Origin of the sequence: Haladaptatus sp. SPP-AMP-3 (assembly GCF_049568665.1) — an archaeon.
Lineage (GTDB): Archaea > Halobacteriota > Halobacteria > Halobacteriales > Haladaptataceae > Haladaptatus > Haladaptatus paucihalophilus.
Window position 1 is genome coordinate 66,865 of record NZ_CP145898.1, and the last position, 24,763, is coordinate 91,627.

Consider the following 24,763-nt stretch of genomic DNA (forward strand, 5'->3'; position numbering starts at 1 on the left):
AAAATACTGATACATCGAAAATTTTACCGTTTAGGTGAGGTTTTCGGTGCTAACCGCTATCTTAGTCCCACTCCATTTTCCCGCCGTTTCTGTCTGTTTCGATAGCATCCGGGTCGCGCTCCGCCGCCGGGCCGTGACCGCCGCCGCCCGGCGTCAGCACGGTGATGGTCGTCCCGGCCGTCACGTCGCGGGTCATCTTTGCCGGAACGCTCTCGCCGTCGATTTCGTTGCGTCCGGTGGTGCCGTCCGCGCCGCCGGCGATCCCGCGAGGTGCGACTCGCCGCCGTTCGGTGAGGAGCGAGACGGTCGCGTCGGTTTCGACGGTGACGGAGCGAACGACGCCGAGGCCGCCACGAAACCGTCCGCGCCCGCCGCTGTTCTCGCGGAGGGCGTACTCCTCGACGAACAGCGGATACTCGGCTTCGAGCGATTCGACCGGCGTGTTCAGCGTGTTGGTCATCCCGACCTGCACGCCGTCCATCCCGTCCTTCGTCGGTCGCCCACCGAACCCGCCCGCGATGGTTTCGTAGTAGGTGAAGCCGTCGTCGCCGCCGTCACGGCTCCCGATGGTGAGGTTGTTCATGGTTCCCTGTCCGCCCGCTGGCACGCGGTTCGGGACCGCGTGGGCCAGCGCGGCGAACACGACGTCCGTGACTCGCTGACTGGTTTCGACGTTGCCGCCCACGACCGCCGCGGGCGGTCGTGGATTCAACAGCGACCCATCGGGGACAGAGACGGAAATCGGGTCGTAACAGCCGCCGTTCGGCGGTATCTCGGGGTCGGTTACGCACCGAATCACGAAGTAGACGGCGCTCTTTGCGACCGCGAGCGGCGCGTTGACGTTGCCCGCCACTTGCGGCGCGGTTCCCGCGAAGTCCACCGAAATACCCTCGTCGCGTACCGTCACAGCGACCTCGATGGGAATCTCGTCGTCGGTCACGCCGTCCCCCTCTAGCACGTCGCGGGCGCTGTAGGTTCCGTTCGGCAATTCGGAAAGTTCGGCGAGCAGACGGTCGCGCGAGTACGATATCACCGCGTCGAAGGCGGCGACGACGCGGCTTCGTCCGTGTTCGCTCACGAGGTCCCGGAGTCGGTCCTCCGCCCGCTCGTTCGCCGCGATTTGCGCGCGGATGTCCGCCCGGCGCTCGCCGGGATTTCGAACGTTGGCGAGGAGCAAGGCCATCACGTCCTCGTTCACCTCGCCGCCTTTCACGAGACGGACCGGCGGTAGTCGAATTCCTTCCTGATAGATTTCGCGCGCCCCGGCGGGCATGCTTCCTGGCGTCATTCCGCCCACGTCGGCGTGGTGAGCGCGGGAGACGGCGTAGCCGAGGACCTCCCCGTCGACCGTGACCGGCGACACCATGGTCACGTCCGGAAGGTGCGTCCCGCCTTCGAAGGGGTCGTTCAGGACGAACACGTCGCCGGGTTCCGGGTCATAGTCGAGCACGGTGGTCACGGCCTCCGGCATCGCGCCGAGGTGCACCGGGATGTGTTCGGCTTGCGCGACGAGGCGACCCTCGGCGTCGAAGAGGGCGGTCGAACAGTCGCGTCGCTCCTTGATGTTCGGCGAGTACGACGAGGTGATGAGCACCTGTCCCATCTCCTCGGCGACGCCCTCGAACTGGTTGCGCATGATTTCGAGCGTTACCGCGTCGATGTCCGTGTCCGAGTTCGAATCCTCGTGGCTCATTGTTCGTCCCTCCCGAGGACCAGCGTTCCGTCACCGTTCACTGTCCCGCTCCACCTCGGCGGAACCACGACCGTACTCTCGTTTTGTTCGAGGATGCACGGCCCGCTGACGGAATCCGATGCGCCGAGGCCGATTCGGTCGAACACGGGCGTCTCGTGGAACCCGTCGCCGAAGAACGCCTCGCGGCGTCCCTTCTCGGCTTTTCCCTCCGTCCGATACGCAACCGACGGCGACTCGCGGCCGAGGACCGCCGTCGCCCTGAGGTTCACGAGTTCGATGGGGTCGTCCATGACGTAGCCGTAGGCGCTCTCGTGGGCGTCTCGGAACCGCTCGGCGACGGTCTCGGCGTCGAACCCCTCGTCCACCGGAACCGTGAGTTCGAAGCTCTGTCCCACGAATCGAAGGTCGGCGGCCCGCTGTACCGTCGCCTCCTCCGGCCGTTCCACGTCCGACAGCACGCCGTCCGTGAGGTCGTCGTAGGCCGATTCCACATCCTCGAGCGACGCGCCCGCGAGCGGAGTCCTGAGGGTGCGGACCGAATCGTGTTTTTCGTCGGCGGCGAGCAGACCGTAGGCCGACAGCACGCCGCAGGCGTGCGGGACCACGAGTGTGTCCATATCGAGGCTCTCGGCGACGGCGGCGGCGTGCATCGGTCCCGCTCCGCCGAAGGCGACGAGTCCGAACCCGCGCGGGTCGTGGCCCCGTTCGACCGTGACGGCGCGAATCGCCCGCGCCATGTTCGCGTTTGCAACTCGGAAGACGCCCTGAGCGGCCGCGAGGGCGTCGTCCAAACCGGCTTCGTCCGCCAATCTGGAGAGCGCGTCGTGGGCCGCTTCCACGTCGAGTTCGAGTTCGCCGCCGAGCGCCGAACTCCCGCCGATGTAGCCGAGGACGACGTTCGCGTCCGTCACCGTCGGCTCCGTCCCGCCGCGTCCGTAGCAGGCCGGACCGGGGTTCGCACCGGCCGAGCGCGGCCCGACGCGGAGGGCGTTTCCGGCGTCCACCCACGCTATCGACCCGCCGCCCGCGCCGACGGTGTTCACGTCCACCATCGGCGTCTTGATGGGTCGCCCGTTGATTTCGGCGTCCGTCGTCCGCTCGACTTCGCCGTCCCGGACGAGGCTCACGTCGCTCGACGTGCCGCCCATGTCGAAGGTGACGAGGCCGTCCACGTCGCCCCCTCCCGCGGTTTCGGCCGCGCCGACGACGCCCGCCGCCGGGCCGGACATCGTGGTCGTGACCGCGTGTTCGCGGACGGTCTTCGCCGACGCGATGCCGCCGTTGGCCTGCATGATTCGCGGTTCGGGAACGCCGCGTTCCCCGGCGCGCTCCTCCAAGCGGCCGATGTAGGCGTCGATGGCGGGCGTCACGTAGGCGTCGACGACCGTCGTTGAGGTGCGCTCGTACTCGCGGAACTCCGCGAGCACTTCGTGGGAGGCGGAGACGGGAACGTCCAGTTCGTCGCGGAGAACGGCGGCGACTCGCCGCTCGTTTTCCGGATGCTGGTAGGCGTGGAGCAGACTGACCGCGACGCTTTCGGCATCGCAGTCGCGGATTCGTTCGGCCACCTCCCGCACCTCGTCCTCGTCGGGTTCGGTCAGCACGCCGTCCACCGTCGTCCGCTCCGCGACTTCGAACCGTCGTCGTCGCGGGACGAGCGGCGCGGGTTTGTCCACGTCCACGTCGTAGAGGTCGGGACGGGCCTGTCGCCCGATTTCGAGCACGTCACGGAAGCCCTGCGTCGTCACGAGCGCCGTCTTCGCGCCGTCCTCTTCGAGGAGTGCGTTCACCGAAACGGTCATCGCGTGGGTGAACGCGTCCACGTCCGTCGGGTCGATGCCCGCATCCGCGCAGGCTTTTTCGATTCCCTGCACGACGCCGACGCTCTGGTCGTCCGTGCTCGGCACCTTCGCTGTCACGAGTTCGTCGTCCGGCAGGAGGAGAACGACGTCCGTGAACGTGCCGCCGACGTCCACGCCGACGCGCGTCGTCCCTGCCATTCAGAACACCCCCAGATTTTGCCCGACGGTGTAGAGCGCGCGGACGCCGAGCCAGACGACGACGAGGGTGACGCCGATTCCGAGAACGTTCTGCGTCGTGTCGTTGACGTACTCCCCGAGGATGTTCCTGTCGTTCATGATGTAGATGAGGAAGAGGGCGACGATAGGCAACAGGATTCCGTTCGCGACCTGCGCGAAGACGATGGCCTGCACCGGTTTATAGCCCGACGCGGAGAACACCACGCCGATGGAGAGGATACTTCCCCACACCGCGCGGAATTTCGTGGACTTGAGGTCGGTATCCCACCCGAACGCCCCCGCCGTGGCGTACGCTCCCGCGAGCGGCGCGGTGGTCGCGCTGGTGAACCCGGCCGCGAAGAGGCCGATGCTGAACAACACCGTCGCGTAGGGTCCGGCGAGCGGTTCTATCTGGTCGGCCATCCGACTCACGTTGTCGATTTCCGTTCCGACGGGGAACGCCGCCGCCGCGGTGACGAGGATGGCGATTGTAATCGCCCCGCCGATGACGATGGAGAGAATCGTGTCGGCGCGGGACTCCGGCAACTCGTCCGGCCCCGCCCATCGCTCCTGGACGCTTCCGGCGTGCAGGAACAGGTTGTAGCCGACGACGGTCGTTCCGATGAGTCCCGTGATGAGGAACGTCGAACCCTCGGGAACGCTGGGGACGAATCCCATCGCGAGCGCGCCGAGGTCGGGACCGATGACGATGGCGTCGATGAGGAACGATATCGCCATGATGCCGACGAGCGCGACGAGGGCTTTCTCGATGAGTTTGTACCGACCCGTCCAGAGGAGCGCGGCCGCACAGAGGCCCATGACCGGCCCCCAGATGTGTGCGCTGATGCCGGTGATGCCTTCCAGTCCGGCGGCACCGCCGAGGATGTTCCCCGTCTCGTAGGCCGCCGTCCCGATGCCGATGGCGCTCACCACGAGCGCGATGCTGAGAACCGACAGCACTCGATTGTCGAACTGGTCTCGCAGCGCTTCGCCGAGTCCGTGGCGGGAGACGACGCCGAGGCGGGCGCTCATCTCCTGCAGGACGATGGTGGCGACTATCGAGAACACGATGGTCCAGACGAGCGCGTAGCCGAACTCCGCGCCCGTCACGCTGGCGGTCGTGACCGTTCCCGGACCGATGAACGCCGCCGCGACCATCGCGCCGGGACCGATGGATCGTAGTCGTTCTATAATCTTCATGGTTGTCGTCGTGCTATGCCGTCACAACCCACAGAGGGGGCTTAAAACCCAGCTAAGAACGGTGTGCATCGAGTTCTCACGACGTATGAAAACGTATGAACGAGTAGGACCGGTTCATCCCTCGGAGCGAACTTCGGTCATGAGCACTTTCGAGACGCCCTCCTCCAGTTCGAGTTCGAACGACAGTTTGGTGGCGCTCCGCTCGACGAACCGCGTCATGAACCACTTGACCGATTCGGTGGGAAACACGACGTGATACGTATCGCCGTGCGTTTCGCGGACGGTCAGAAAGCCGCAGAACGAGAGCCAGTCGAGCAGTTCGCCGAGCGTTTCGAACCGATGCTCGTACTCGCGGGCGTGGTATCTCGACACTTGGTCGGCCAGTTCGAGGAAGTCCGGGTCGGGCGTGCCGGTTTCGTCTTCGACGTAATCGAGGAAGCAGTGGAGGAAATCCACGTCGAGCAGGACGTGTTCCCCGCTCGAAAGCATCTGGTGGTACGCTTCGAGGTTCGGCCCCGCTTCCGCCGTCGCGGCGTCGTAGTTCGCGGCGTAGAAGACGAGCGCCTCCCTGACGAGTTCGCTCTGGGGCTTTTCGGCCTGTCCCACGAGCTCGTCCAAGGCGACTTGCGCCTCGTCGTCGAGCGACACCGTTATCCGGTTCGTCATGACGGGTCCTACTGAACGAGCGCATTTATGGCTTTGTTCGACCCGTCTCGGGTCTTCCCGGCCACCGTTCCTCGGATATTTGGAAAAATTTTCCGCGACCGATTCCTGTCGGGGCACCATCTTTATTCTGGATACCGATGTAATCCGTTCGGGGTTTCCAGCAATGAGCACTGTCGATGCCACCGAGCGGGAACAGCTAACGAACACGATTCAGGACACGTGGCGACTTCTCATGGGCGTCGGCGTCGTGCTGACGCTCGTCGGCCTGCTGGCCATCGTGACGCCGTTTTTCACCGGTATCACGTTGTCCTTCCTGTTCGGCGTGTATCTCGTCGTCGGCGCGGTCGCCCACCTCGTCCACGCGTTTTCGGGCCGGGGGTGGACGGGGTTCGTCTTCCAGTTGATTCTGGCGATACTCTTCGCCGTCGGGGGTCTCGCGTTCCTCTTCAACCCGCTCGTGGGGTTGACCGCGTTGACGATTCTACTCATCGCGTTCTTCCTCGTCGAGGGGTTCACCGAACTGGCGATGGGGTTTCGTCTCCGTCCCGAACGCGGCTGGTTGTGGGTCGCCGTCAGCGGCGTCGCGTCGGTGCTGGTTGCCGTCCTCGTCTGGCTTTCGTTCCCGAGTTCCGCGGCGTGGGCGGTCGGACTCCTGTTCGGCATCGGCCTGTTCACGAGCGGCCTTTCGATGATAGCGACGGCCATGGGCGGCCGAGCGGCGGTGAAGGAGGCGACCGCGACGTCGGGGACCGAAACCGGCGGCTAGCGGCTCAGGTCGGGATGTTTTCGGTCATGAACTCCCGGTCTTCCTGCTCGATACCGAGCACGTAGAGCGCGCCGCCGAAGACCGCGAGTCCGACGAGTCCGCCGACGGCACCCTGCACCAGCGCGACGATTGTGGGCGACCCGATTCCCGTCACGTAGCCGGTGAGGACGGATTTCGTGCCGAGCATCGCAACCGCCGTCGCGGCCCCCGCGAGGAGGGGTTTGACGTACTTTCGTGAGTAGGGAAACAGGCCGACGGTGTACCACACCTCGACGACGCGAAGGACGTTGATGGCGACGATGACCGTCGCGGTGGCGAGCGCGGCCCCGATCAGGCCGTACTCTCGGATGAACAGGTAGTTGAGGACGACGTTACAGATGCCGAGTAACCACTGGTTTGCGACGGTCAGGTAGTGGTGGTCGGTCATCATCAGCACGTACCCGGAGGGACCGACGCTCGCGTTGGCGAGTTGCGCCACGACGAACAGCAACAGGACGCCCACTCCCTGCTGGGCGAACGAATCGCTGAACACGACCAGCAACTCGCGGGCGTAGATGGCCGCCCCGATGGCCGGAAATAGCCCCAGCGTGAACGTCCACCGGGTCACGCGGCGGAACAGCGCCTCCAAATCGTCCATCTTATCGTCGTTGTATAGCCGGGACGCGATGGACGGGAACAACTGGTTGAACCCGCTCAGCGGCAGGAGGAGGATGCCGCCGAGCACCGTGGCGATTTTGTAAATCCCGACGGCGTCCTTCGTGGTGATATAGGCGCTCGCCAGAAATCCCACCATCAGCAGGTCCACCTTGTTCGCGAGGACCTGTCCGGCGTGATTGAGCGTCAGTGGGAGCGAGAAATCGTAGAACTCGACGAGTTCCGAACGCGACGCACCACGGAACGTCGGCGTGATGTCCGCCCGCGTCATCACCAACCACACGGCGAGACAGAAGGTGATGCACATGGCGACCACCGTCGCGGCGACCGTTCCGATCAGCGCGGCACCGAGGAGAAGCGCGATGCCGACGGAGACGACGCGGACGAACGGAATCAGGACGTTCCGAATGGCGACCTGATATTCGGGGATTTCGAGGCTCTTGAACACGCTTTCGAAACAACTCATCAGCGTGTTGAGCGGGAGTAAGAACGCGAACAGGCGAACGATGTCCGTGAAGTACGGACGATACGCCGGTTCCACGTATCCGGTCAGCCACGGGGCGAGGAGGTAGATGAGTATCCCGATGGCGACCCCCGCGACCAGCGACGTGAGATAGGATAACCCCAGCATGCGCTGGCGTTTCTCGGGGTCGTTCTCGTACATCGGGACGAACTTCATGATCGCCTGATTCGTCCCGAGGTTGGTGAACACCTGCGCGAAGGTCAGGATGACCAATCCGAGCGTGTAGGCACCGAACAGCACACCACCGAGTCCGCGAACGAGAACCCAGTTCAGCAGGAAACGGAGGGCGTTGTCGAGCCCCTTCCCTGCCATGAAAAAGGAGGCACCGCGGGAGACCGATTTGAGCGACGAGTCGGAGGAGTTGCCTGCCATTCTGAGGGTAAGGCTATGCGATTCGGTCTGATTATCTCTTCCGCTTTCGTTGGTGTCCACGCTGTTACGTGTCCGAATTGATACCGAAAGGAGGGTGACGCGCTCGGCGACCACCCCGTCTCGCCCGTTCGCCTCGGCATCGACACCTACGTCGCCGAGGTGCTTCCCGACGAGAGGGACGAGCGGATAACCGAACTCCGAAACGAGGGCAAGCGCGTGGCGATGATTGGCGACGGCGTGAACGACGCCCCGGCGCTGACGCGCGCCGACGTCGGCATCGCCATCGGGAGCGGCACCGACGTGGCCATCGAATCGGCCGATATCGTCCTCGTGGAGAACGACCCGCTCGACGTGGTGAAACTCGTCCGGCTCAGCCGCGCGAGCTACCGGAAGATGCAGGAAAACCTCGTGTGGGCGACGGGCTACAACGTCTTCGCGCTCCCGCTCGCGGCGGGCGTTCTCGCCCCGTTCGGAATCCTCCTCTCGCCCGCCATCGGTGCCGTGTTCATGTCCGCCAGCACGGTCATCGTCGCCGTCAACGCCCAGCGGTTGCGAGGGACCGATTTGACGGTCTGACAGGGTTCGACTCGCCCGAGCACCCTATTGCCCGATTTGCCCGATTTGTCCGAGCCGCTTCGCCTCTACCCTTCACCATTTCGATTCGAAAAACCGGACAGATTGGTTGCCATCCGCTCGTTTAACCCGCCGCAGAACGATGGTCGAACAATCAGATGTCCTCTCGCTATCGCTCGCTGTCGCGGCAGTTCCGGGAGACGGTGCGCGGGCTTCGCGGCGACGGTCGCGGGTGGGTTCTCGTCGCCGTCGCCATCGGCTGGGCGTTCACGCTCGGGATGCGGTTCATCATTCCGACGTTGTTGCCCCAAATCGAATCGACGTTTCACATCTCCGACGCGCTCGCCGGACTCGCCATCACGACCCTCTGGATAGGGTACGCCCTGATGCAGTTTCCCGCCGGGGTGTTGGTCAACCGACTCGGCGAGCGGACGCTGTTGACCGCGAGCCTCTGCCTGTCGGGCGTGAGCATGCTCGTTCTCGGCGTCGCGCCGATATTCGGCGTCTTCTTCGTCGGCAGCGCCGCCTACGGCCTCGCCTCCGGGCTGTACGGCCCGAGTCGCGGAACCGTCCTCTCGCGCACGTTCACGCGGAACGCCGGTGCCGCTTTCGGCGTCACGCTGGCCATCGGCAGCCTCGGCTCCGCGTTCCTCCCGAACGTCGCGGCGACGGTCGTCGCCGCCGTCGGCTGGCGGGCCATCCTCGCCGGATTGGCCGTTCCGTTCTTCGTTATGGCGGCGTTGGCGTGGCGGGTCGTCCCCGAACGCTCCAACGCCGCCGACGGGTCGAGCGCCGACGGGGATGCGAACGCGGACGCTGATGCCGTTTCCGACGGCGGCGAATCCGCAACCGTGCCGGATTTCCGCGAACTCCTCGGGACGCTCTCGGACCGCTCCATCCTGCTGGCGACCCTTTCGGTCGCAATCCTGCTGTTCGTCTATCAGGGAATCACGGCCTTCCTCCCGTCGTACCTCCAGACCAAGGGTCTCAGTCAGGGGACGGCCGCGCTGCTGTTCGGATTCATGTTCGTCACGGGTGCCGCCTCCCAAATCGTCGCGGGCAGCGCCGCCGACCGACTGGGAATCAAACCCGTCCTCCTCGTCGTCACCGCCGTTGGCGTCGTCGCGCCCATCGCGCTCACGCTCGTCTCGGGGACCATCGCGCTCGTCGTCGTCGTCGGCATCCTCGGCACGCGAATGGCCGTCAACGCCGTCACGAACGCCTACATCGTCGGCGCGCTCCCCGACCACATCGAAGGCTCCGCGTGGGGATTCATCCGAACCGGCTTCTTCCTCGTCGGTTCGCTCGGCTCGACGTTCGTGGGTTTTTTCGCCGACGCGAACCGCTTCGACCTCGCCTTCGTCATCCTCGGCGCGCTGTCGGCGGTGGCGCTCGGCCTGTACGCACTGTTGCCGAGCGAGTGACTGCGTCACATACCCGCGAAACCCTTTTCCCCGCAACTCTCGGAGGGGAAACCGGTATGAGTTCATCCACGACTACCGGTGGTCGATTTTGGCCGCCCACGGCATAGATCGCTGATTCTCCCGCTTCGCTCCCGCAATCGTCCGTCCCTCGTCAGTTGCGCCGCCGCTCACTTCGAGGAGGTGGCCGATGACTGACATCGACCCGTGGGGCGACGTCGAGGTCGCCGATTACGCCGCGACGATGGCGCAGTTCGGTATCGAACCCATCGAATCGGTCGCGGACAGACTGCCGGACAACCGCCTCGTTCGCCGCGGTATCGTGTTCGGCCAGCGCGGCCTCGAAACCGTCCTCGACGCCCGCGACAGGGGCGACCCGTTCGCGGTCATGACCGGTCTGATGCCCTCCGGGGTCTTCCACTTCGGCCACCTCGCGGTGCTCGAACAGGTGCGCATGTTTCAGGAGATGGGTGCCGAGGTCACCCTCTGTGCGGCGGACATCGAGGCCTACGCGACCCGGGACATCCCCATCGAAGACGCCCGCGAACTCGTCGTCGAGGAGTACCTGCTGAACTACGTCGCGCTGGGACTCGACCTCGACGCGACCGACTTCTACTTCCAGTCGGAGGCGGGCAACGACCACCTCGTCCGGAGCAAACTGTTCTCGCGGTACGTCACGCAAAACGAGTTCGAGGCGACGTACGGCACCGCCGACCCCGGAAAACTCGCCTCGGCGCTGACCCAGTACGCCGACATCCTTCGGCCGCAAGCGCCCGAAAACGGCGGCCCGAAACCCACCGTCGTGCCGGTCGGCATCGACCAAGACCCGCACGTTCGGCTGACGCGGGACGTCGCGAACCGCTACCGCGAGACCGCGTACCTAAAACCGGCCAGCACGTACCATCGGTTCATGCGCGGATTGCAGGGCGGGAAAATGAGTTCGTCCGACCCGAGGAGCCACATCGCGCTCACGGACGAGGTTTCCGAGGCGAAACGAAAGATCGACGCGGCCAAGACCGGCGGCCGGACCAGCGTCGCGGAACACCGCGAGAAGGGCGGCGTCGTCGAGGAGGACATGGTGTTCGAACTCCTCGCCGTCCACCTCGTCCGGGACGACGACGAACTCGAACGCATCCGCCGGGAGTACGAGTCCGGTGCGATGCTCTCGGGCGAACTGAAACAGATTGCGAAAGACCGCCTCGACGCGTTCCTGCGCGAACACCACGAGAAACGCGAGGCGGCGCGGCCGGAAGTCGAGCAGTATCTCGCGGAACGCGAGTCCGCGAACGCCGGGTTCGAGGTGGGGACCTGATGCGAATCCGGCGACTCCGGGGGACCGAACTCGTCCAGTTCGTGGACGAACTGTGGCTCCCGTTCGCCCGCGAGATGGCGACGATGGACGATTTCGACACGCTCGCGGACAGCGGCGTCAGGGTGAACGTCCTTTCGTACGTGAAAGACCGCTTCTCGGATGCGGACATCGCCACCTTCGTCGCCGAGGACGACGGGTTGATCGGCTACGTCTCCGTCGAAAAGCGGGCCTCGCCGCCGGTGTTCGCCCGCGGTCCGCGGGGCTACATCGATGGCCTGTTCGTCCGTCGCGGTCGTCGTCGGGAGGGTATTGCGAGCGCCCTGCTCGAGCGCGCCGAGGCGTGGGCGCGGCGATTGGGGTGCGAGTTCGTCTCGCTCGACGTGCACGCCGACAACCACGTCGCCCAATCGCTCTACCGCCGCGACGACTACGTGACGAAACGCCACCGAATGACGAAACGGTTGTAATCCCGCTCGAAATCGTCCGTTTCTCGGCTATCGTTCGAAACCGGATTCCGTCTCGGACCGTGGTGTACGCTTATTGTGCTCGCCGCCGTCGCCATACTCTGGAAACGGGGGACCACGATGGGTGTTGCATCAGTAACTCCGCAACTCGAAAAATCCGAACGCCGGAGACTCATCTGGTTGCACGGCGTTCTCGTTCTCCTCGGCGTGTGGATTACGTTCTCGCCGCTTACGCTCAGTTCGGAGTTTCGCGTCCCGGACCACGCGTTGCTGGGAGTTGCTATCGTCCTGTTTGCGGGATTGTACGTCGTCGGACTGTTGCGAAACCGGGCGCTCTCGTTCGTCAGCGAGTGGATGATCGCCCTGTTAGGGTTCGTCGTCCTCGGCATCTCGCTCGTCTCCACCCTCGTCTCGGACGCCGTTCTCTGGAGCGACGGCATCGCTGGCGCCCTCGTCACGCTCATCGCGGCGTACGTTATTTACACGCTCTATCGAACGCGACGACGGGAGGAATCCGGTGAGTAGCGTTACCTCCTCCGACGAATCGTGACGGAACGGCTGGGCCTCACGGAAGCGGTCTCGTTCGCCCTCGGCGGAATCATCGGCGGGGGAATCTTCGCCGCACCGGGCGTCGTGGCACGGGTTTCGGGGCCGACCGCGTGGGTCGTCTGTCTCGTCGCCGGTATCGTCGTCATGGCGACCGGCTATTCGTACGTCAAACTCGACGACCTGGCTTCGGCGACCGAAGCGTCCGGCGGTGCGGTCGCCTTCATCGAGACCTTCCTTCACCGGCCGACGCTGGCCGGAATGGTCGGCTGGACGCTGCGGTCGGCTACGTCGGCACGATGGCGATGTACGCCTACGCGTTCGGCGCGTATTTCGGTGCCATCTTCGACGTCGTCCGACTCCCGTTCCTCGGCCTTCCGTCGCGCCCGGTCCTTTCGTTTCTCGTCATCGTTGGCTTCGTCGGACTCAACCTCTTTGGCGTCCACGAGTCCGGAGTGGTCGAGGACCTCCTCGTCGCCCTTCGGACACGGAAACGGCGATACGTCGGTTCGCCCCTCCTGCCGATAAGAAAACTTATGCGACCCGTCCCGCGTCTTCCGTCAAATGCCCTCCAGACGTGACGTGCTCGCCGCCGTCGGCACCGGTTCGGTCGGTCTCCTCGCCGGGTGTACCGGCGACGATTCGATTCGAGGCGACTGGCCCCGCGCTGGCTACGACGTGCGAAACAGCGGCGACGCCCCGCGGCATCGCGGGCCGAAGTCGAACCCCGTGGTGAAGTGGTCGGCCCGCATTCCCGAAACCTACAACGTCTCCTCGCCCGTCCTCGCGGACGATTCGGTGTACGTCGGCTACGGCAACGACGAGTATTCGGACGGTCCCACGAACGTCGGTATCCGCGTCCTCGATATCGATACCGGAGAGACGAAAGACGATTTCACGGTCGCAACCGGGAAGGGAACGCTCGATACGGTCAACGATGTGTACCGCGATTCCGTCGTCTACGCGAACGGAAACCTCTACCTCCAGTGTTTCGACGGCCTCCACAGTCTGCCCACCGACGGGGAGGAGCGCTGGCACGTCCCGATGCACGGCGGACCCACCAACGGCGGTTTGCGGTCGGCCCATCCGGTCGTTACCGACGGATTCGTCTACGCGCCGACGGCGAGCGTCACGGCCGATTCCGACGGCCCGAAGGCGACGGAGGCGCTGTACGCCATCGACGACTCGTCCGGGAAGGTCGTCTGGAAACACGTTCCGCAAACCGACGGACGGGGGTGGACCTTCCCGCCAGCGTACGCGAGGGGCGTCGTCTACCTCGCCGCGCTGGACTACGGCGTCGTCGCGCTGAACGGAAAATCGGGACATATGCTGTGGAAGAAAGAGCTAGCGGCCAACGGTCCCCCCGTGTTCGCCGACGGTCGCGTCTACGTTTCGGCGGAATCTGACGACGGCGAGGGGGCGTTCGTCGTCGCGCTGGACGCGGAGACGGGCGACGAGCAGTGGCGGGTTTCCGGCCGCGGAACGCGACTCGGCCGCCGACTGGGGGTTGCGGGCGGGAGAGTGTATTTCAGCGAAAACCTCCGGAACTTCGTCGCGTTGGACGCGGCGACGGGCGATGAACTGTGGCGACGCAGCTACCCGTCGGGGGTCGAGCGATCGACGCCCGCCATCACGGACGAGGCGATTTACGCGGGCGTCGTGACGAATCGGTCGAACGACGGAATCGCCGTTTTGGACCCGGAGACCGGCGAGGAACTGGCGTTCGGCGGCATCGAAAGCGGGATGGGTCTCCGGTCATCTGTCGCGCTCTCGGACGGCCTCGCGGTCGTCACCGCCAATTCCGACATCGTGTACGCGTTCGAATCGTGCGGATTCTCGCTCGCCGGTCACTGTCTGGATTGACCACGTATTTTCCGCGGGGCTGAAATTTATGCTCCCGCGGCACCCTCCCACACGCATGTACCTCGCCGACCAGACGTGGCCCGAACTCGGGGATTACGTGGCCGAAGAGTCCGTCGCCGTCGTTCCGCTCGGTTCGACCGAACAGCACGGCCCGCACCTGCCGCTCGCGACCGACCACCTCATCGCGGAGGCGCTGGCCCGCGAGGCGGCGGACCGCGCGGGCTACCTCTGCACGCCGACCATCAACGTCGGCGTCAGCACGCACCACATGCAGTTTCACGGAACGATGTCGGTGGACCCGCCGCAGTTCCGCGATTACGTCGAGAGTTTTTCGCGCAACCTCACGTACCACGGCATCGACCGCATCGTCTACGTCAACGCCCACGGCGGCAACATGCAACACCTCCGCGAAGTCGGTCGCCGCTTGCGCGAGGACGAGGCGGCCTTCGCCGTCGAGTGGATGTGGGACGAGTCGATTCCCGACCTCGTCAGCAGCATCTTCGAACACAACGGCCCGCACGGCGGCCCGAAGGAGACGGCGATGATCATGCATATCGCGCCGGAACTCGTGCGCGAGGACAAACTGGAAGCGGCCCGCGACGGCGGCCTCCGCGACATGCGCGATGGTACCCCCACGATTCATGGCGCGCGGAACTACTACGACGCCATCGACAACAGCGAAAACGGCGTCTTCGGCGACCAGACCGACGCGACACCCGAAAAGGGCGAAGAAATCTTCGAGGCGGCGACGGAGCAGTTGGTTCAACTGCTCGATTGGCTCGACGACGCGCGGTTCTCAGACCTGATGGCGAAACCGCACGTGGACCCGCAACCCGGCAGTCGGCGATAGTCGATAGTTGACTACAGTCGCTGACAGACACTGTTCAGTATTTTTCGATGACAAATAGTAGAATTCAGTATTAATTAGTAGATAATAATATATATCAGTAACCATCGTTCAGTCGCGAAGCCCCGCGCACTGTGTGCTCGCGGCGTCGGACCATGATAAATGATATCATTTTGCACTAACCTTTTTATTCCGAGCGGATGCAGTGTAGAACACGACATGGAGACCCTTTTCCTCTTCTGAGTCGGCGCTCGGTTCCCGAGGTCCCGACGGACCTCCGTGAGCGCGGCTTCCGTCGAATTTCGAGTTCGCGTGTCGCTCGAACGGCGCTCGGACTCGTGAGCGGTCGGTATCGCCACCCAACCTGTAGCAGCCATCCCACGACATGACAGATAGTTCAACACCACCAGCACTCGTCGCCAAACGCGCCGACAGCGCGCCGGTCGAAACCGACGAAATCACCGCCCTCGTCTCCGCGGCGGGGTACGAGGTCGTCGGCGAAGTGACGCAAACCCGCGCGGAAGACCCCGGAACGTATCTCGGAACCGGGAAAGTCGAGGAACTCACGGACGCCGCGGCCGACACCGGCGCTCGCCTCGTCGTCGTCGACGACGAACTCACGCCCGGACAGACGAAGCAACTCCGGGACGCCCTTCCCGACGAAACGCGACTCTACGACCGATACCGCCTCATCCTCGAAATCTTCGGCGAGCAGGCGAGCACCAAACCGGCGCAGTTGCAGGTCGAACTCGCGCGTCTGAAGTACGAACTCCCGCGTATCGAGGCCGAGTCCGACCCGCAACGCATGAACATCATGCTGGAGACGGGAACGCGCGTCCACGACGCCGAAAAACGCATTCGGGAACTCGAACGGAAACTCGACGAACTGCCGAGTCCGGCGGAACGATTCCGCGAGCGGCGTCGGGAGCAGGGTTTCGACCTCGTGACCATCGCGGGGTACACGAACGCCGGGAAATCGACCCTGCTGCATCGTCTCGCGGACGAACTCGACCTGTCGAGCGCCGAGCCGAACCACTCGGATAAGAACGCGACGGCGGCGATAGAGGACCGCCTGTTCAAGACGCTCGAAACCACGACGCGGCGGACGACAATCGACGGTCGGCCGGTCCTCGTGACCGATACGGTCGGCTTCGTGCAGGAACTCCCACACTGGCTCGTGAAATCGTTCAGCGACACCCTCTCCGAGGCGGCGGCCGCCGATATCGTCGTCCTCGTCGCGGACGGGAGCGACCCCCTTTCGGACCTTCGGTCGAAACTCCGCGTCTCGCTCGACGTCCTGTCGTCCCAAGGCGTCGAATCCGAGTCCGTCATCGTGGCGCTCAACAAAATCGACCTGCTCGACGAGGACGAGCGAGAAGAGCGCCTCGAAGCGGTTTCCGAGCTGGCTCCCATGCCGATTCCCATCAGCGTCACGGACGGCACGAACGTGGACCAACTGACCGACGTGCTGTACGAACGTCTCCCGACCGCCACGGCGGACCTGACGATGCCGAACTGTTCCGACGCGATGTCCGTCGTGTCGTGGCTCCACGACCGCGTGACGGTCGAGCGCGTCGATTACGCGGACGGAACCGTCTCGGCGACGATACGCGGGCGTCCGTCGGTCGTCGAACGCGCGAGAGCGAAGGCGAACGAGGTTTCGGCGACCGACACGTAGGAACGCGCCGAACCCGAACCGCTCGCGTTTCAGCGCCGATAGCTCACCGCGATACCCTCGCCGAGCGGGACGACCGAGGTTTCGAAATCCCGGTCGTCGCGCACCGCCAGCAGGTACTCCGCGATTCCGCGGGTTTCGGCGTCCATCTCGGGGTCCTCGCCTTCGATGGCCGCGAGAATCGCGTCGAAGTCCTGTATCCCGCTGACCATCGCGTTGTCGGCGATGACGACGCCGCCGGGTGCGACTTTTTCACGAATCGACTCCCACGCTTCGGGGTAGCCGTCCTTATTGTGGTCGATGAGCACCACGTCGAAGGGACCGTCGTGACGCTCGACGATTTCGTTCGCGTCGCCGTTCTCGAAGACGGCGCGGTCCGCGAACCCGCCGCGTTCGAGGTAGTCGCGCGCCTCGCGGAGTTCGTCGTCGTCGAACTCCGTGAGGACGATTTCGCCGTCCTCGGGAAGCGCCTCGGCGAACCAGTAGGCGGAGTAGCCGAACCCGGACCCGAACTCGAAGATTCGCTCCGCGTCCACGGCGTACGCGAGCAACCGCAGGAACTGCCCCACGTCGCGCCCGACGGTCGGGAAGTCCTCGCCGCGCTCTTCCATCTCTTGTAGCGTCTCGTCGGGGTCGGCGATTGCGGCACGAAGGAAGCGCTTCGTCTCGTCCGGCAGTATCTCCGTCATGTTCCCGGCTACGCTCGGCGGGAAGATAGTTCTCATGGGCACGGACGACGAGTCAAACCGCAATCTGCCATCCGCCATCTGCCGCCCGTCACTCGTCGCCGCCGTCGTCGGCTATCGCCAATCGTCCGACACCCGTCACTCCGACGGCCTGTTCTCGACCCCCGCGCCGTCACCAACCGCACACGGGAAGATGTCGGGTTCGATGCCGGTCTCCGCGGCGTACGCCGCTCGAACCGTCTCCGCGAACGATTCGACCGAATCCGCCCGGACGAGGCTCACGACACAACCGCCGAATCCGGCCCCGGTCATGCGCGACCCGAGTTCGGCGTCGACCGATTCGGCGGTTTCGACCACGAAATCAAGCTCCTCGCAACTGACTTCGTACGAATCGCGGAGGCTTCGGTGGGACGCTCCCATCAACGCCCCGATGCGCTCCATGTCGCCGGTTTCGAGGGCGTTCGCGGCCGTCTTCACTCGTTCGTTCTCGCGGACGACGTGTTCACAGCGGTCTCGCACCGTTTCCGGGAGCGTTTCCGCTCTCTCTTCGAACTCGGCCACGGACACGTCCCGGAGCGCGTTCACGTCGTTCGACGGCGACTCGGCGAGCAGTTCGACGCCCTCCCGACACTGCGCGACTCGCTCGTTGTACGCCGAATCGACCAACTCGTGTTCGACGTTCGTGTTCGTCACGACGACCCGAACGTCCTCGTCGAGGGGATACCGTTCGTACTCCCGCGTCCGGCAGTCGAGAAACAGCGCCCGGTCCGGTTCTCCGAGCGCGACCACGAACTGGTCCATGATGCCGCACTCGACGCCGACGAACTCGCGTTCGACCCGCCAACAGCGGTCCGCGAGCTCCGTCCGGTCGTGGCCGAGCGTCCACGTTTCGTTCAGCGCGGTCGCGGCCGCCAGTTCGAGCGACGCGGACGAGGATAGCCCGCCCCCCATCGGCACGTCGCCGCGTACCGCGAGGTCGAGGCCAGAAACGGGGGACGGCGCTTCGTCGGCCAGCGACCGAGCGACTCCTTCGACGTAGCCGACCCACGACGATTCCTCGGTCGCGGGCGAGTCGAGCGAGAACGTTCGCGTCTCGCCGACGTTCGTCGAAAACACCTGGACGGTGCGGTCGGTGCGGGGTCTGGCGGCGACCGCGGTCCGGCGGTCGATGGCGACGGGGAGGACGAAGCCGTCGTTGTAATCCGTGTGCCCGCCGATGAGGTTGACCCGGCCGGGGGCCGACGCCACCGTCACGTCCGCCCCGTCGCCGCCGAACCGCTCGGTCACGACCTCGGCGAGGTCGGCCGGTTCGCTACTTCTCATCCGTCACCGACCTCCGGTCTGAGGGACGCCGGTCGTTTCCGACTGCATCGTTCATGCCCGCCCGTTCGGTAGCGACGGTGATAAGGGCCGAGACTCGCCGACGAAGTGGTCAGTAATCGAACCGCTCGGTCGGCGGGCGGTCGGTGGGTGGGTCGTCGGTGGGTTCGCGGTTCGGCCCCCGGAGGTCGACGAAGAATTCGACGGTCGTCGCCGTCAGCGCGAGCGCGACGGGTGCCGAGAGAACCGCGCCGGTGACGATGCCGAGAACCCCTAGATTGATAAACAGCGTTCCGACCAGTGACGCCACGAACACGAAAACGAGGTAGCCGACGCCGAACGAACCGTAGGTCGTGTCGGCGTCCGAACCGCCGACGGCGAGGTCGTTGCTCCGCCGGAGCGCCTCCCCCAGCGAGCAGTCGTCCACGACGACGAGGAACGGCGTGCCGTAGAACAGGTAGCTGAGTATCAACATCACGGGAAGCGCGACGAAGAGCAGCGGCGCGAACGCCACTCCCACGCCGAACGCCAACAGCAGGACGGCCCACACGAGGAGCGTGTAGCCGAGCATGGGGACGAAGTACTCCTTCGCGTTCCGGGCGAAGTCGTAGCGTCCGGTTTCGATGGCGTCGCGGACGCTCCCCAGATAGCCCGCCGCGAGGACGCTCTCGACGACGATGGTGACCGGCGCGAAGTACACCGTCGGCGAGACGTAGACGCCGACCCCCTGATTCGGGAGGCTCACGAACGTCCAGAACGTCGGAATCGCCGTCGGAAAGCGGAAGGTCGCCCCCAAGTGATAGCCGGTGAAACCCGTCGCCCTTCGGACGTTGTCGAGGTGGAGAAACGTCGCACACAGCGGGACGAGCGCCAGCGGTAACAGCGTTTTGAGGCGGTCGAATCCGTTCGAGAGGTAGTCGCCGAAACTCACGCGTGACCACCGCCGGTACGACCGGGACGTTCGTTCCGCGCTGGAGGGCGCATACGGTACGCGACGTTTGGAACGGAAATAATTGTTTTCCACCGACCAGTCCGTTTGATGACTTACGGCCGACGCCCGCGTCTCCCTCTCGTGAGGATGAAAAACACGACGACGAGCAGTATCCACAGCGCGACCGTCTTCACGCCCTCCCGTCCGGTTTCGGACGGTTGCGTCGGCACGTCGGCTTCTTCGGTCGAGAGGAGTGCCATGGCAACGTGGGACGACGAGCGCGAGAATAAACCTGGTGGGCTCGCTCGTCCGTGCGGACCCGTTTCGCCACCAATCGTTATGACGAACCGTCACGTGTACGGAGTATGGGTGGGAGCGAGGACGACGTGATAGAAACGTCGCTTGGGGAGGAGGACCTCTACGACGTGACGACGTGGGAGGAACGCACGCGAACCGACCGGGCGGCGGTGGCCATCTACCGCGGCCTCACGGACAACTGGCGGCGGGTGTTCGTCGCGCTCGCGGTGTTGCTGTTCGTCGCGCAACTCGCCGCGACCGGATTCATCCTCTTCCTGCAACCGGCGCTTGGCGTGTTGACGTTCCTGTCGGTCATCCCGGCGTTCGTGCTCGCCGCGCTCATCTGGTACGGCGACGACGTGCAGCGCGAACCCCTTGCGCCGCTGGCGGTGACGTTCCTTCTGGGCGTGCTGTTCGCCGGGTTCGCCGCCCTGCTCAATACGACCTTGCAACCCGTCTTCCAACTGATTCCGGTCGTCGGAACGGTCGCCTTCTTCTACGTCGTGGTCGGCCCGGTCGAGGAGACCTCGAAATGGCTCGCCTCCCGACTGTACGCCTATCGGACGCCGTACCTCGGTGCGGCCATCGACGGCGCGGTGTTCGGCGCGTTCGCCGGACTCGGCTTCGCCACCATCGAGAACTTCACGTACATCACGAACGCGCTGTTCACGGCGGGACGACTCCCGATGTCGAGGCTCGCCAGCATCGCCGTCGGCACCGCCGCACAGCGGTCGTTCGTCGGACCGGGGCACGTCATCTACGCCTCGTTTGCGGGTTACTACCTCGGCTTGGCGAAGGGGAATCCAGAAAACCGCGGTCCCATCGTGGTGAAGGGCCTCCTCATCGCCGTTCTCATCCACGCGACTTACGACGCGCTGGTGACGTATCTGCCGCTCTCCGGGGTGGCGTTCATCGCCTTCGTCGTCGTGTACGACGGGTTCTTCCTCGCACTGCTCTACCGGAAAATAGCGGCCTATCGGCACAAGTATCGGGAGGCGACGGAGCACCCGGAGCGAACCCCGTCGTAATCGGTGAGTGACCGAATGGAATCGGACCCCACGGACGACGGTCGAAACGGTCCCGTCAAAACCGTCCTTCCCATCGCGGACTGGCTCCCCCGATACGACCGGTCGTGGCTCCCTGCCGACGTTCTCGCGGGCATCACCGTCGCCGCCGCGGTCCTGCCCGAGGGGATGGCCTACGCGTCGCTGGCCGGACTCCCGCCCGAAACCGGTCTGTACGCGGGATTGCTCGCCCTCGTCGTCTACGTGTTCGTCGGCACCTCCCAGCAGGTCATCTACGGCCCCACCTCCGCGCTCGCCGTGCTGGTCGCGACGGGGGTCGGGTCCGTGGCCGTCGGCGGGTCGCCGACCGAATACGCGACGCTCATCGGGGCGACGACGGTGCTCGTCGGAGTCATCTCGGTTCTCGCGTGGCTGTTCCGGCTCGGATTCGTCGTGAACTTCATCTCCGAGTCCGTTCTGACCGGCTTTTCGGCGGGCGCGGCGCTGTACATCACCGCCACGCAACTCGACAAACTGTTCGGGATTTCGGGTGCCAGCGGCACCTTTTTCGAGCGCGTCGGCTTCGTCCTGACCCACCTCGGCGCGACCAATCTCCCGACGCTCGGTATCGGACTGGGCGCGCTCGTTCTGCTCGCCCTCGGCGAACGCTACGCGAAGCGCGTTCCCACCGCCCTCCTCGTCGTGCTCCTCGCCACCGGACTAATCGCCGTGACCGACCTCCAGCGGCGCGGGGTCACGGTCGTCGGACGGATTCCGAGCGGACTGCCGCCGATTTCGCTACCGACGCCGCCGCCCGGCACGCTTCCGGACCTCGTTCCGGTCGCGTTCGCGCTCTTCTTGCTCTCCTACGTCGAGGGAATGGGTGCCGTCGAGACGTTCGCCCGGCGACACGACCAGCGGGTCGATGCCGACCAGGAACTGCTCGCCGACGGCCTCACGAACATCGCGGCGGGTCTCGGTCACGGCTTCGTGGTCGGCGGCAGCATGTCCAGAAGCGCCCTCAACGACGAAATCGGGGGCGAAACGCAACTCGTGAGCGGCGTCTCCGCCGTCGTCCTCGCGCTCGTCCTCGTCTTTTTCACCGACCTGTTCACGACGCTACCCGAAACGGTGTTGGCGGCGGTGGTCATCGTCGCCGTCGCGGGCCTCGTCGACGTGCCCGAACTCCGCCGCATCTACCGCCTCGACAAACTGGAGTTCGTGACGGCGGCGTCCGCCTTTCTCGGCGTCCTCTTCTTCGGGATGCTCGCGGGCGTGTTCATCGGCGTGTTCGTCTCGCTCCTGGTCGTCGTGGCGCGGGCGACGTACCCCAACACGGCCACGTTAGGTCGCCTTCCGGGGTCCGACGAGTTCGGCGACCTGTCGCGCCACCCCGAAAGCGAGCGCGTTCCCGGGGTGCTCGTCTACCGCGTCGACGCCGAGCTGTTCTTCGCCAACGCGCCGACCATCCGCGCGGAGGTCATCGACGCCGTGGACGACCGCGAGACGCCCGTCTCCCTCGTCGTCTTCGACATGCGGTCCTCGCCCACCATCGACCTCACCGCCGCCGACATGCTCGCCTCGCTGGCCGAGGACCTCGACGAACGCGGCATCGACTCCCGATTGGCCGAGGCCGACGGCGCGGTCCGGGACGTTCTCACCGCCGCCGCCGCGGCGGGGCCGTTCGACGACATGCCCCTCAACGAACGCGTCGTGACCGTCATAGAAGAGTGGAAGCGAGAGCGGTAATCGCCGTCCCGACGTGATATTTCGAAATAGATATGGCGAATTAACGGAAAGAATCCCTATGAGCGGAACGACCGATATGCTCCTCTTTTCCATCTTGCTCGTGCTGTTTGCTATCTGGCTCACGCTTCCCACGGGTAACTCTCAGACATTCGCCCTCGGTGGCCTTCTCATCGGTCTGTTCGCGGTGGGAGGCAGCCTTCTGCTTCCGATACTCGCCACCGACGACGGGTCGGACTGACCCCATCAAATTATCACGCTACTTGATGTATCTCGTCCCAATCACGGGAAATGCTATGAAATTCGGACGCGACGACGGCCCGAGTAGGAACGAACTCGGCTGGTGGCTGTTCGCGGCCTCTCTCGCCCTCGTCCTCGTCACGTCGCTCGATACGTATCTCGGCTGGCTCGTGTTCGGCGTCTTCCTCTACTACGTCGCCCGTCCCATCGCCAGACGGCTGGTGGGCTTCGGGCTCCCGCCGGGCATCGCGGCGTCGGTCACGCTGGCGGTCATCGTCCTCCCGTTCATCGCGCTTCTGGGTACCGTCGCGGTCATCGCGTTCGGGCAACTCTCGACGGTTCGAGTCGCCGACGTCGAGCGCCTCGTTCGGACGCTCTTTCCCGGCTTCGATTTCCGAGCGATTCCGACGACGCCCGAGCGATTGTACGATTCGGTCACGAAGCTGCTTCGAAACCCCTCTATCCGCTCGTTTCTCTTCCAGTTTCGCGGCCTCGTCGGGGCGTTCGCGACCCAATCGTACAACCTGTTTCTCACGCTCATCTTCGTCTTCTTCCTCGTCCGCGACGAGCGGAAAATCGCGGGCTGGTTCCGGCGGACCGTCGCGGACGAGGAAACGCGGACGGGCGAGTACCTGTACGCGGTGGACCGCGGGCTGAACTCCGTCTTCTTCGGCTACACGCTGACCATCTTCGTCATCATCGTCCTCTCCGCCGTCATCTACACCCTGTTGAACATCGTCGCGCCGCCGGGCATGGCGATTCCACAGACGATGCTCGTGGCCATCGCGACGGGGCTCGCCACCATCGTCCCGCTCGTCGGTCGGTCCATCGTCTACTTCGTGGTGGTGTTCTACCTCGCTTTCGTCGCGCTTCGGACCGACCCCGTTTTGCTGTGGTTTCCGGTCCTGTTCCTCGCCATCATGGAGTTAGCGTTCGATAACGCCGTCCGAACCTACATTCGTCCGATACTCTCCGGTCGGCTGTTTCCCACCGGCCTCATCATGTTCGCCTACCTGCTCGGTCCGCCGGTGTTCGGCTGGTACGGCATCTTCCTCGGGCCGTTCATCATGGTCGTCACGGTGCAGTTCCTCTGGGTCGTGTTCCCCGGTCTGCTCGGTCGGAACCCGGTCGAAACCGACGACGTCCCCCACGACGACCGCTCCGACGCCGACCCGACTCCGGCCGACGACCGCTCGGAGTGACGGTCGAAAGCGGAATGCGCCTCGGATGGCGACGAGACGTCTACTCGCCCAGTTCGTTCTCCCCGACGACGAGCGCGTTTGAGAGCAGGTTCGCGTACGCGCGCCGGAGCCGTTCGGACAGCGCTTGGTGCGAGATGCCGAGGTCCGCGGCCAGTTCCGTCCCCGAGATGTCGCGCGGGATGTCGTAATAACCCCCCTCCAACGCCGTGATGAGCGTCTCGTACTGCTCCTCGGTGAGTCCGTACTTCCCTCGCTTGGGCGACTGGTCGAGTTGGTATATATGTTCGATCGTGAGCGGAATGCCGTGCTCCTCGCAGTATTCGTACGTCGCCCCGAGCGCGTCGCGGGAGGGGAACAGGATTCGGAGTTGCCACTCGTCGTCCGTCCCCGTCGCGTCGATGATCGTTCCGCTTTCGTCCACGAGAACGTGGATGACGAACTGGGTTTTCCCTATCCACGTCATGCGGAACAGCCACTCCTCGTCCAAATCGACGAGCAGTTCCACGTCCTCCGTGGTCGGGTCGTCTTCGAGCGCGGCTTGGAGGGCGTCGAACTGGTCCGGGTCGGCCGTCGCCCAAATGTACGGCATCACCCGCTCCGATTCGGGCGCGACGACGCGCTCGACTTCGAAGGAAACCCCCGGAACCCTTTCGAGCGTCGCCTCCAGTGCGAACTCCGAAGCGGGTACCCGCACGACGGCGATGGTACTCATGGGGTGAGGCTAGGGGCTTCCAATGGATTACT

Annotated in this window: 24 protein-coding genes and 1 pseudogene; 14 read left to right on the forward strand and 11 right to left on the reverse strand. The window is 64.9% G+C overall.

What is annotated here, in order from left to right; translation table 11 throughout:
* Positions 1–61: 61 nt before the first annotated feature.
* The 4 genes from V5735_RS16940 to V5735_RS16955 form a co-directional block, all read right to left on the reverse strand.
* The gene (locus V5735_RS16940; protein ID WP_423746282.1) at positions 62–1,693 is read right to left on the reverse strand and encodes a hydantoinase B/oxoprolinase family protein; all 1,632 of its coding nucleotides are present in this window, start codon (positions 1,691–1,693) and stop codon (positions 62–64) included.
* Positions 1,690–3,693, reverse strand: coding sequence for a hydantoinase/oxoprolinase family protein (locus V5735_RS16945; RefSeq protein ID WP_423746283.1), 2,004 nt, complete (start codon positions 3,691–3,693; stop codon positions 1,690–1,692). Before V5735_RS16945 ends, V5735_RS16940 begins: the two co-directional genes overlap by 4 nt.
* Positions 3,694–4,911, reverse strand: a complete 1,218-nt coding sequence (locus V5735_RS16950; RefSeq protein WP_423746284.1) for an Nramp family divalent metal transporter — start codon at positions 4,909–4,911, stop codon at positions 3,694–3,696.
* Positions 4,912–5,025: 114 nt separating this feature from the next.
* Positions 5,026–5,577, reverse strand: a complete 552-nt coding sequence (locus tag V5735_RS16955) for a ribbon-helix-helix protein, CopG family (RefSeq protein WP_423746285.1) — start codon at positions 5,575–5,577, stop codon at positions 5,026–5,028.
* 163 nt (positions 5,578–5,740) lie between these two features.
* On the opposite strand from V5735_RS16955, the gene V5735_RS16960 reads away from it, so the two are divergent.
* The gene (locus V5735_RS16960) at positions 5,741–6,343 is read left to right on the forward strand and encodes an HdeD family acid-resistance protein (protein WP_423746286.1); all 603 of its coding nucleotides are present in this window, start codon (positions 5,741–5,743) and stop codon (positions 6,341–6,343) included.
* A 4-nt stretch (positions 6,344–6,347) separates the two neighbouring features.
* Here V5735_RS16960 and V5735_RS16965 read toward each other — a convergent pair whose 3' ends face one another.
* Positions 6,348–7,892: an oligosaccharide flippase family protein gene (locus V5735_RS16965; RefSeq protein ID WP_423746287.1), complete on the reverse strand. Its 1,545-nt coding sequence runs from the start codon at positions 7,890–7,892 to the stop codon at positions 6,348–6,350.
* A 117-nt stretch (positions 7,893–8,009) separates the two neighbouring features.
* On the opposite strand from V5735_RS16965, the pseudogene V5735_RS16970 reads away from it, so the two are divergent.
* Together V5735_RS16970 and V5735_RS16975 are read left to right on the forward strand one after the other, a co-directional pair.
* Positions 8,010–8,468, forward strand: a pseudogene (locus tag V5735_RS16970) (HAD-IC family P-type ATPase); the annotation flags it as partial.
* 155 nt (positions 8,469–8,623) lie between these two features.
* Positions 8,624–9,889, forward strand: a complete 1,266-nt coding sequence (locus tag V5735_RS16975; RefSeq protein WP_423746288.1) for an MFS transporter — start codon at positions 8,624–8,626, stop codon at positions 9,887–9,889.
* A gap of 72 nt (positions 9,890–9,961) precedes the next feature.
* Here the strand turns inward: V5735_RS16975 and V5735_RS16980 are convergent, their stop codons facing one another.
* Entirely contained in the window at positions 9,962–10,087 is a 126-nt protein-coding gene (locus tag V5735_RS16980; RefSeq protein ID WP_423746289.1) for a hypothetical protein, read from the reverse strand.
* Between V5735_RS16980 and trpS the strand changes: the two genes are divergently transcribed.
* The 7 genes from trpS to hflX all read left to right on the forward strand — a co-directional run bounded on the left by trpS (position 10,077) and on the right by hflX (position 16,596).
* A complete protein-coding gene (gene trpS, locus V5735_RS16985) occupies positions 10,077–11,198 on the forward strand; it encodes a tryptophan--tRNA ligase (RefSeq protein WP_423746290.1) in 1,122 nt (373 codons plus the stop codon). The genes V5735_RS16980 and trpS overlap by 11 nt on opposite strands.
* Positions 11,198–11,665 carry a GNAT family N-acetyltransferase gene (locus V5735_RS16990; protein WP_423746291.1) on the forward strand — a complete coding sequence of 156 codons (468 nt, stop codon included), beginning with the start codon at positions 11,198–11,200 and terminating at the stop codon, positions 11,663–11,665. Before trpS ends, V5735_RS16990 begins: the two co-directional genes overlap by 1 nt.
* 117 nt (positions 11,666–11,782) lie before the next feature.
* A complete protein-coding gene (locus tag V5735_RS16995; protein ID WP_423746292.1) occupies positions 11,783–12,187 on the forward strand; it encodes a hypothetical protein in 405 nt (134 codons plus the stop codon).
* A gap of 21 nt (positions 12,188–12,208) precedes the next feature.
* The gene (locus tag V5735_RS17000) at positions 12,209–12,736 is read left to right on the forward strand and encodes an amino acid permease (RefSeq protein WP_423746293.1); all 528 of its coding nucleotides are present in this window, start codon (positions 12,209–12,211) and stop codon (positions 12,734–12,736) included.
* A gap of 36 nt (positions 12,737–12,772) precedes the next feature.
* Positions 12,773–14,071, forward strand: coding sequence for a PQQ-binding-like beta-propeller repeat protein (locus V5735_RS17005; RefSeq protein WP_423746294.1), 1,299 nt, complete (start codon positions 12,773–12,775; stop codon positions 14,069–14,071).
* Positions 14,072–14,126: 55 nt separating this feature from the next.
* On the forward strand, positions 14,127–14,921 hold the full coding sequence (locus V5735_RS17010) for a creatininase family protein (RefSeq protein ID WP_423746295.1): 795 nt from the start codon (positions 14,127–14,129) through the stop codon (positions 14,919–14,921).
* A 382-nt stretch (positions 14,922–15,303) separates the two neighbouring features.
* Positions 15,304–16,596 carry a GTPase HflX gene (gene hflX / locus V5735_RS17015; protein WP_423746296.1) on the forward strand — a complete coding sequence of 431 codons (1,293 nt, stop codon included), beginning with the start codon at positions 15,304–15,306 and terminating at the stop codon, positions 16,594–16,596.
* A 29-nt stretch (positions 16,597–16,625) separates the two neighbouring features.
* On the opposite strand, the gene V5735_RS17020 is transcribed toward hflX, so the two are convergent.
* The 4 genes from V5735_RS17020 to V5735_RS17035 form a co-directional block, all read right to left on the reverse strand.
* The gene (locus V5735_RS17020; protein ID WP_423746390.1) at positions 16,626–17,282 is read right to left on the reverse strand and encodes an O-methyltransferase; all 657 of its coding nucleotides are present in this window, start codon (positions 17,280–17,282) and stop codon (positions 16,626–16,628) included.
* A 135-nt stretch (positions 17,283–17,417) separates the two neighbouring features.
* Positions 17,418–18,602: a galactokinase gene (locus V5735_RS17025; protein WP_423746297.1), complete on the reverse strand. Its 1,185-nt coding sequence runs from the start codon at positions 18,600–18,602 to the stop codon at positions 17,418–17,420.
* Between the two features lie 109 nt (positions 18,603–18,711).
* Positions 18,712–19,530 (reverse strand): hypothetical protein, encoded by an 819-nt coding sequence (locus V5735_RS17030; RefSeq protein ID WP_423746298.1) that lies wholly within the window; start codon positions 19,528–19,530, stop codon positions 18,712–18,714.
* Positions 19,531–19,643: 113 nt separating this feature from the next.
* Positions 19,644–19,790, reverse strand: coding sequence for a hypothetical protein (locus V5735_RS17035; protein ID WP_423746299.1), 147 nt, complete (start codon positions 19,788–19,790; stop codon positions 19,644–19,646).
* 105 nt (positions 19,791–19,895) lie between these two features.
* Here V5735_RS17035 and V5735_RS17040 point away from each other — a divergent pair, with 105 nt between their 5' ends.
* The 4 genes from V5735_RS17040 to V5735_RS17055 are packed head-to-tail and all read left to right on the forward strand — an operon-like array spanning position 19,896 to position 24,019.
* Positions 19,896–20,855: a PrsW family intramembrane metalloprotease gene (locus tag V5735_RS17040; RefSeq protein ID WP_423746300.1), complete on the forward strand. Its 960-nt coding sequence runs from the start codon at positions 19,896–19,898 to the stop codon at positions 20,853–20,855.
* Positions 20,856–20,858: 3 nt separating this feature from the next.
* Positions 20,859–22,580, forward strand: a complete 1,722-nt coding sequence (locus tag V5735_RS17045; RefSeq protein ID WP_423746301.1) for a SulP family inorganic anion transporter — start codon at positions 20,859–20,861, stop codon at positions 22,578–22,580.
* Between the two features lie 58 nt (positions 22,581–22,638).
* Positions 22,639–22,818, forward strand: coding sequence for a hypothetical protein (locus tag V5735_RS17050; RefSeq protein ID WP_423746302.1), 180 nt, complete (start codon positions 22,639–22,641; stop codon positions 22,816–22,818).
* 55 nt (positions 22,819–22,873) lie between these two features.
* A complete protein-coding gene (locus tag V5735_RS17055; RefSeq protein ID WP_423746303.1) occupies positions 22,874–24,019 on the forward strand; it encodes an AI-2E family transporter in 1,146 nt (381 codons plus the stop codon).
* Between the two features lie 40 nt (positions 24,020–24,059).
* On the opposite strand, the gene V5735_RS17060 is transcribed toward V5735_RS17055, so the two are convergent.
* Positions 24,060–24,731, reverse strand: coding sequence for a helix-turn-helix domain-containing protein (locus V5735_RS17060; protein WP_423746304.1), 672 nt, complete (start codon positions 24,729–24,731; stop codon positions 24,060–24,062).
* Between the last annotated feature and the right edge of the window lie 32 nt (positions 24,732–24,763).